The organism is Sulfurimonas sp., assembly GCF_027056685.1.
In the GTDB taxonomy this organism is placed as follows: domain Bacteria; phylum Campylobacterota; class Campylobacteria; order Campylobacterales; family Sulfurimonadaceae; genus Sulfurimonas.
In genome coordinates, this window is record NZ_JALUKE010000242.1 from 1 (window position 1) to 6,302 (window position 6,302).

Consider the following 6,302-nt stretch of genomic DNA (forward strand, 5'->3'; position numbering starts at 1 on the left):
CTTATGATAGGTCTTGCAATGCTTACAGTTGGAAACTTTCTTGGTGGTGTTTGGGCAAATGAGTCTTGGGGTAGATACTGGAGTTGGGATCCAAAAGAGACTTGGGCACTTGTAACCATCATTGTTTATGCTGTTGTGTTGCATTTAAGATTTATAAAATCTATCTATAATGATTTTAACTACAGTGTAATCTCTTTAATGGCATTTACATCTGTACTTATGACCTATTTTGGAGTGAACTATTACCTTGCAGGTATGCACTCATACGCAAAAGGTGATCCAGTTCCTATTCCTGATTTTGTACCTATAAGTTATGCAATTGTCTTTGTTATTATTATACTTGCCTTTAGAAATAGAAAGTTAGCATAGGACAAACATGGAGTTTAGTGGTTTTTCACCAAAGGTTCTGCCTTTTTTAGACTCTATCCGTCACAATAACAACAAAGTATGGTTTGAAGCTCATAAAAGTGAGTATGAAAATCTTATTCTCAATCCATCTCGCGCTTTTGTCGTAGAGATGGGTGAACATCTTCAAGCTCTTGAACCCACCATAAACGCAGAACCAAAAATAAATAAATCACTCTATAGAATTTACAGAGATACCCGTAGAATGGGTGCAAATAAAGAGCCAATTAAACACCGTATTGGTGTAATATTTTGGCAAGGATCTGGCAAACGGATGCAAAGCTCCTCTTTTTATATGCACTTCTCCCCAGAGGAACTCTATGTCGCAGTCGGTGTGAGATGGTTTGAAAAACCTATGCTTGATGCTTTTCGTGAGGTTATAAAAGATGATGCAAAGCGACAAGAACTTGCAGATATTTTACATAAAATCAAAGGGATGGGGAAAAACTACACCCATCTTGAAAAAGGCTACAAACGCTACCCCAAAGGTTTTGACAAAGATATGCCAAACGCAGACCTGTCTCTTTATAAAGGTATGGCAACATATAAAATTTTAGACCCACACCTTATAGAAGATGGTGAAGCTCTCATTACAACTCTTTTTGAAATATATGAAGATATGCTGCCTCTGCAACAGTTTATGTATGATGTTAGTTTAAGGGTAAAGGTAGATGGCTAATCTTTTTGATTTTGAGTTGCCTTTAGTTGATGATGAAAATTTTACAACACTTTTAAGCAAAAAAAATGTAGTAATAAAACGCATAGTAAGTAATACCCTTAAAACACCACAAGAATTTTTACAAAAAGATAAAGATGAGTGGGTAGTTGTCTTAAAGGGTTGTGCAAAACTACAAATTGATGGTATAGTACACAAATTAAAAGCAGGGGATTCTATCTTCATCCCTGCAAATACAAAACATACTTTGTTAAAAACAAAAAAAGTCGTTGTTTGGCTTGGGGTTTATATGAAAAAAGAGGAAAGTGCGTGAAAAAAGAGGCGATAATTCTTCTCAATATGGGAGGACCAAATAATCTTCATGAAGTTGAGATGTTTTTGAAAAATATGTTTGCTGATAAAAATATATTAACAATGAAGAGTAATCTTGTTCGTAAGTTAGTGGGTGGACTCATTGTTTTTAACCGCACAGAATCTTCACAAGAGATTTATAGACAATTAGGTGGTAAATCACCCATAGTAGGGCATACAAAAAAACTTGTAGAAAAACTACAAAAAAAGCTTGGCGAAAAGTATGTAGTTGATTTTGCTATGCGTTATACACCTCCTTTTGCTACTGAAGTTATAGAGAGATTAAAGAGTGAAGAGATAGATAAAATCTATTTGATTCCTCTCTATCCGCAATATTCTACAACGACTACAAAATCTTCATTAGAAGATTTTGAAGAGGCGTATCATAAGAGTGGTGGAACTGCTCTACTTGTTGAAATAAAACACTTTTTTCAAAATAGCACTTACAACAAAGCTATTATTGAAAGCATTAAAAAGAGTGTAGGAAATGATGAATACCGTGATTTTGACATCATATTTTCAGCTCATGGACTCCCGAAAAAAATAGTAGATGCAGGTGATGTGTATGAAAAACATGTAAATAGACATGTCGCGATACTTAAAGAGATGATGCAAGAGCAGGGAATGGCATTTCATGATGTGCATTTGGCATATCAGTCAAAAGTAGGGCGTATGGAGTGGCTGACACCATCGCTTGAAGATAAGCTTAAAACTGTACGAAACAAGGGTGTCATTATTTTCCCTATTGCGTTTACCATAGATAATTCAGAGACTGATTTTGAGCTTGGTGTGGAGTATAAAGAGATAGCTGAGGAGTTGGGATTTAAAGAGTATAGAGTCTGTTCTTGTCCAAACGATAGTGAACTTTTTGTAGATACGCTTACTGAACTTTATGAGAAGATGAAGTCATGAAAAAAATAGTTATATTTGATATGGATGGTACTTTGATTGACTCCAAAAAAGATATAACTATCTCCATCAATTATGTAAGAGAGAAAAATCATAATTTACCTCCATTAAGTGAAGAATTTATAGTAAAAGCAATTAACATGGAAGTAAGAAATCTTCCTGAACTTTTTTATAATACAAAAGTATATGAGACGAGAGATAGAGAACTTTTTGAGCGTCATTATAAAGAGCAATGTACTCAAAATCCTTATCTTTATAAAGGTGTTTTAGAACTTTTAATGCAACTAAAAAAAGAGGGTGTTTACCTCTCTGTTGCAACCAATGCTCCGACTGTTTTTGCTAAAACTATGCTTTCACATTTAGGTGTTGCAAAATATTTTGATTTTATAGTAGGTGCAGATAGAGTGCAGGCTTCAAAACCTGATCCTGCTATGCTAAATTATATATTAGGTCATTATGATTATAATGCTATGAAAGACAGTGCATGGATGATTGGTGATAATTCAAAAGATATGCAAAGTGCTTCAAATGCGCATATAAAATCGATTTTTGCGGCATGGGGTTTTTCAGCTTCAGCAGAGCATCCTACTGTAGTGAAAAATCCAAAAGAGGTATTGCAAAATGTTTGACACTGATTTACTCATTGCGTTTGGCGTGATGGCGCTTCTGTTTTTAAGACAAATTGCTATTTTAAAACAGCCAAATAAAATAGATTATGCCCCACTAATGCTTGGCATTGGAACACTTAGCTCAATTATTCACTTTATGATTCATCCGCATAGTAATGACTTATTGCTACTTAGTAGAGAATCACTTTTTCCGCTACTTGTAGCAGTAATTTTATATATTATTATGAATATTCTACATCAAACGCAGCTCTCTTTACAATCAAGAACACAAGATGAATTTAGCTCTGTATTGGTTCAAGAAATTGCCCAGCTTAAAAATTTCATTTTAGAGCTTGAAAAAAGAATGAATGCAGCACAGAGTGAGACAGTGCAAACGCAGAGTGAAATTCGAGAGAAGTTTATAGAGGACATTCAAACACTTAGCACCATTGAGGTCAATCAAGAGAAGTTTTTAGAGAAGTTCTTACAAGTGGAGGCGTGGCATGATGATGTCAAGAATTCATTTACTTTCTTTAGTGAAGAACAGCTTCCAAAACTGGATGATGTAGTACATAAACATATAGATATTTTACGAATTTCTGAAAAAGACCACTACAATAAACTCCAAGAACTCCTAAAAAAAGCAGTTGAAAGTAGATTTGGTATATCAGATGATATACGAGAATTACAGATGAAATTAGATAATATTACTGCACTTGCTACAAATGTTTCAGACCAAATAGTGACCTCTACTACTGAAGAGTTATCTCAGGTTATGAAAGATTTTGAAAAAGAGCTACTTCTTTTAAAATCAAATACAGGTGTAGTTGCTACCTCTTTACATGAAAGTGAAAGTACCCTCTCAAATATTCGTACACAAAGTGAACTGATAATGAAACAGATGATACTCTCCTCAAAAAAGATGGACAAACTCGCAGATACAAATAATGGAATGAGTGATGTATTTGAAGAGTTTAAAATATTAATTGATGAGATAGAGCGTATTAAATCAGACTATGTGAAGTCTCAAGCGCAGTTGAATCTTCTTACGAAAGAGTTGCAAATGAACTCTAAAGAAGAGCTAAACGCAATGGGCAATAAATTTGATACACTTTCTAAAGAACTTTGTACGAAGATAGATACATCTCTTGAAAACCTTCATCAGCACTACCATATAGTTGGTGAAGATATCACAAAAAAAGCAAATTTATTGGCAAAAAAAGCACAGATACAAAAAGGTTATTCAGATATAGATCAAGAATAAATATAAGTATAAGTATTTATATTTGATTCTTATATATAATATTATTTTATATTATGATATAAAATATATTGAGAATTTTAACCTCTAATTAAATATAAAGTGATAAAATCGTAACTTAAATAACTTTTAAGGACAATTTATGAAGAGAAGAGATTTTTTTAAAACTTCAATTGCTGCTTCAGCAGCGGTGCTTAGCTCTACATCTTTAGCTGCAGGTGAAACACACCAACCTAATGAAACAAGAAAGGTGTCTAAGTATGCTTTTCCTGAAAAAAGACCACTTATTACATATTCAGATAGACCGCCATTATTAGAAACGCCACTCTCTGTATTTACAGAAGAATTTACACCAAATGATCAATTTTTTGTTAGATGGCATCTTCCAGATATTCCAACACATATAGATCCGGATACTTATACTATTCATATTAACGGTATGGTTCAAAGAGAGCTTAAAATTTCTCTAAAAGATTTAAAAAATGATTTTGAACAGGTTGAAGTAAATGCAGTTGTTCAATGTGGTGGGAATAGCCGTTCCGCATTCACTCCTATTCCTGGTGGTATCCAGTGGGGCAGTGGTGCTATGGGTTGTGCAAGATGGAAAGGTGTAAGGCTTAAAGATATTTTGGACAAAGCAGGGCTTATTGAAGGTGCAAAATGGATAGGCTTTAACGGTCGTGAAAAAGCAGCTTACTATAAAACTCCGAACTTCGTTAGAGAGTTAGAACTTGATGAACTTGATGATCATGTTATCGTAGCATATGAGATGAATGGTGAAGATTTACCATATTTAAATGGTTATCCGCTGCGTTTAGTATTACCAGGGTATTACTCTGATAGCTGGGTAAAAATGCTTAGTAACATTACAGTGACAGATAAATATAAATCTCTTTTCTTTATGGATAAAGCGTATAGAGTTCCAGATAACGAATGTGAGTGTGAAACACCTGAAAAGTTAGCGAAAAAAACTAAGCCAATTACTATTATGAATGTTAAATCAGTCATTGGATACCCTGAAAATGGAGCAAAAATTTACCATAATTCAGAAGTCGTTGTGCGTGGTGTCGCATGGGATGGTGGTTATGGTATTCACAAGGTAATGATTTCTTTAGATGATGGTAAAACATGGGATGAAGCTCAACTCAAAGAAGACTTGGGTAGATATGCATACCGTTCATTTAGATTTGGATTTAAACCTAAAAAATATGGAAAATTACATATTATGGCAAAAGCTGTTAACTCTCTTGGAGAAGAACAACCTTTTTCAAAAGACATTGGCTGGAACCGTGGTGGTTACAAATACAATGGTATTCAAGTAGTTAATGTAGAAGTAGTATAAGGATTTAAATGATGAAAAAAATAATATTATTAACAGCGTTATCTATAAGTGCACTTTTTGCACAGGTTAAAAGTAGTGTAGAAGTTCCATATATACCATTTGAAATTAAGATGGGTAAAGGTTTTAGTACGGTTCAGGCAGATTGTTTGATGTGTCACTCTTTTGGATATATTATAAATCAAGGACCACAGTCAAGAAAATTTTGGCGTGGAAAAGTTGATAAAATGATTGAAGAGTTTAAAGCTCCTATTGATAAAAAAGATGCAAAAATTATTGAAAATTATCTTTTTGAAAATTACGGTAACGGAAAAGAGCAATAGCTCTTTTCTTTATTTCTTTTTTTTACCACTCTTTAGTACAAAGAAAAATATTCCTACAACAACTGCCATAACGATTGTTCTTATGAGAATGTCTGTTACGCTTTCTGAACTATTCATTTCGTATCCTTTATTCTATGATAATAACATTTCTATCTTAAAAGAAGAGCAATAAGAAGAAGATTTAAAAGAGTCATGACTGTAAATCCTATACGGTAAAAAAGGGCAGGGTCACGCTCTATAAGCGAACTACCTTCATTAAAATAGGGTTTAACTTTTTTAGGATTATTGAGTTCATAGAGCATTTCAGAATAATGCTCATAGCGTTTGTCTTCATTACGCGAAATTGCACGAAGTATAATACTCTCAAACCATTTAGGAATATTTGCATTATATTTACTTGGTTTTTGGGCCTCTTTAAAAGAGGGATTTG

The 6,302-nt window shown here is 33.6% G+C and carries 8 protein-coding genes and 1 pseudogene; 8 read left to right on the forward strand and 1 reads right to left on the reverse strand.

The genetic code is table 11. The features are described 5' to 3' along the window. The 8 genes from ccsA to MVY38_RS10715 form a co-directional block, all read left to right on the forward strand. Nucleotides 1–369, forward strand: a 369-nt coding sequence (gene ccsA / locus MVY38_RS10680) for a cytochrome c biogenesis protein CcsA (protein WP_297486078.1), incomplete at its 5' end; no start/stop codon positions are given. Nucleotides 370–376: 7 nt separating this feature from the next. Further along, nucleotides 377–1,084 carry a DUF2461 domain-containing protein gene (locus MVY38_RS10685; protein WP_297486080.1) on the forward strand — a complete coding sequence of 236 codons (708 nt, stop codon included), beginning with the start codon at nucleotides 377–379 and terminating at the stop codon, nucleotides 1,082–1,084. Further along, nucleotides 1,077–1,394 carry a cupin domain-containing protein gene (locus MVY38_RS10690; protein WP_297486084.1) on the forward strand — a complete coding sequence of 106 codons (318 nt, stop codon included), beginning with the start codon at nucleotides 1,077–1,079 and terminating at the stop codon, nucleotides 1,392–1,394. The genes MVY38_RS10685 and MVY38_RS10690 overlap by 8 nt, the downstream gene beginning before the upstream one ends. Next, nucleotides 1,391–2,344 carry a ferrochelatase gene (gene hemH, locus MVY38_RS10695; protein WP_297486089.1) on the forward strand — a complete coding sequence of 318 codons (954 nt, stop codon included), beginning with the start codon at nucleotides 1,391–1,393 and terminating at the stop codon, nucleotides 2,342–2,344. Before MVY38_RS10690 ends, hemH begins: the two co-directional genes overlap by 4 nt. After that, nucleotides 2,341–2,970, forward strand: coding sequence for an HAD family hydrolase (locus tag MVY38_RS10700; RefSeq protein WP_297486091.1), 630 nt, complete (start codon nucleotides 2,341–2,343; stop codon nucleotides 2,968–2,970). The genes hemH and MVY38_RS10700 overlap by 4 nt, the downstream gene beginning before the upstream one ends. Further along, complete coding sequence (locus MVY38_RS10705; protein WP_297486093.1) at nucleotides 2,963–4,213, forward strand: hypothetical protein; 1,251 nt, start codon at nucleotides 2,963–2,965, stop codon at nucleotides 4,211–4,213. The genes MVY38_RS10700 and MVY38_RS10705 overlap by 8 nt, the downstream gene beginning before the upstream one ends. Before the next feature lie 139 nt (nucleotides 4,214–4,352). Further along, complete coding sequence (locus MVY38_RS10710) at nucleotides 4,353–5,552, forward strand: molybdopterin-dependent oxidoreductase (protein ID WP_297486095.1); 1,200 nt, start codon at nucleotides 4,353–4,355, stop codon at nucleotides 5,550–5,552. A gap of 11 nt (nucleotides 5,553–5,563) precedes the next feature. Beyond that, complete coding sequence (locus MVY38_RS10715) at nucleotides 5,564–5,872, forward strand: sulfite:cytochrome C oxidoreductase subunit B (RefSeq protein WP_297486096.1); 309 nt, start codon at nucleotides 5,564–5,566, stop codon at nucleotides 5,870–5,872. Between the two features lie 149 nt (nucleotides 5,873–6,021). Here the strand turns inward: MVY38_RS10715 and MVY38_RS10720 are convergent. Next, nucleotides 6,022–6,302, reverse strand: a pseudogene (locus MVY38_RS10720) (bifunctional protein-serine/threonine kinase/phosphatase); the annotation flags it as partial.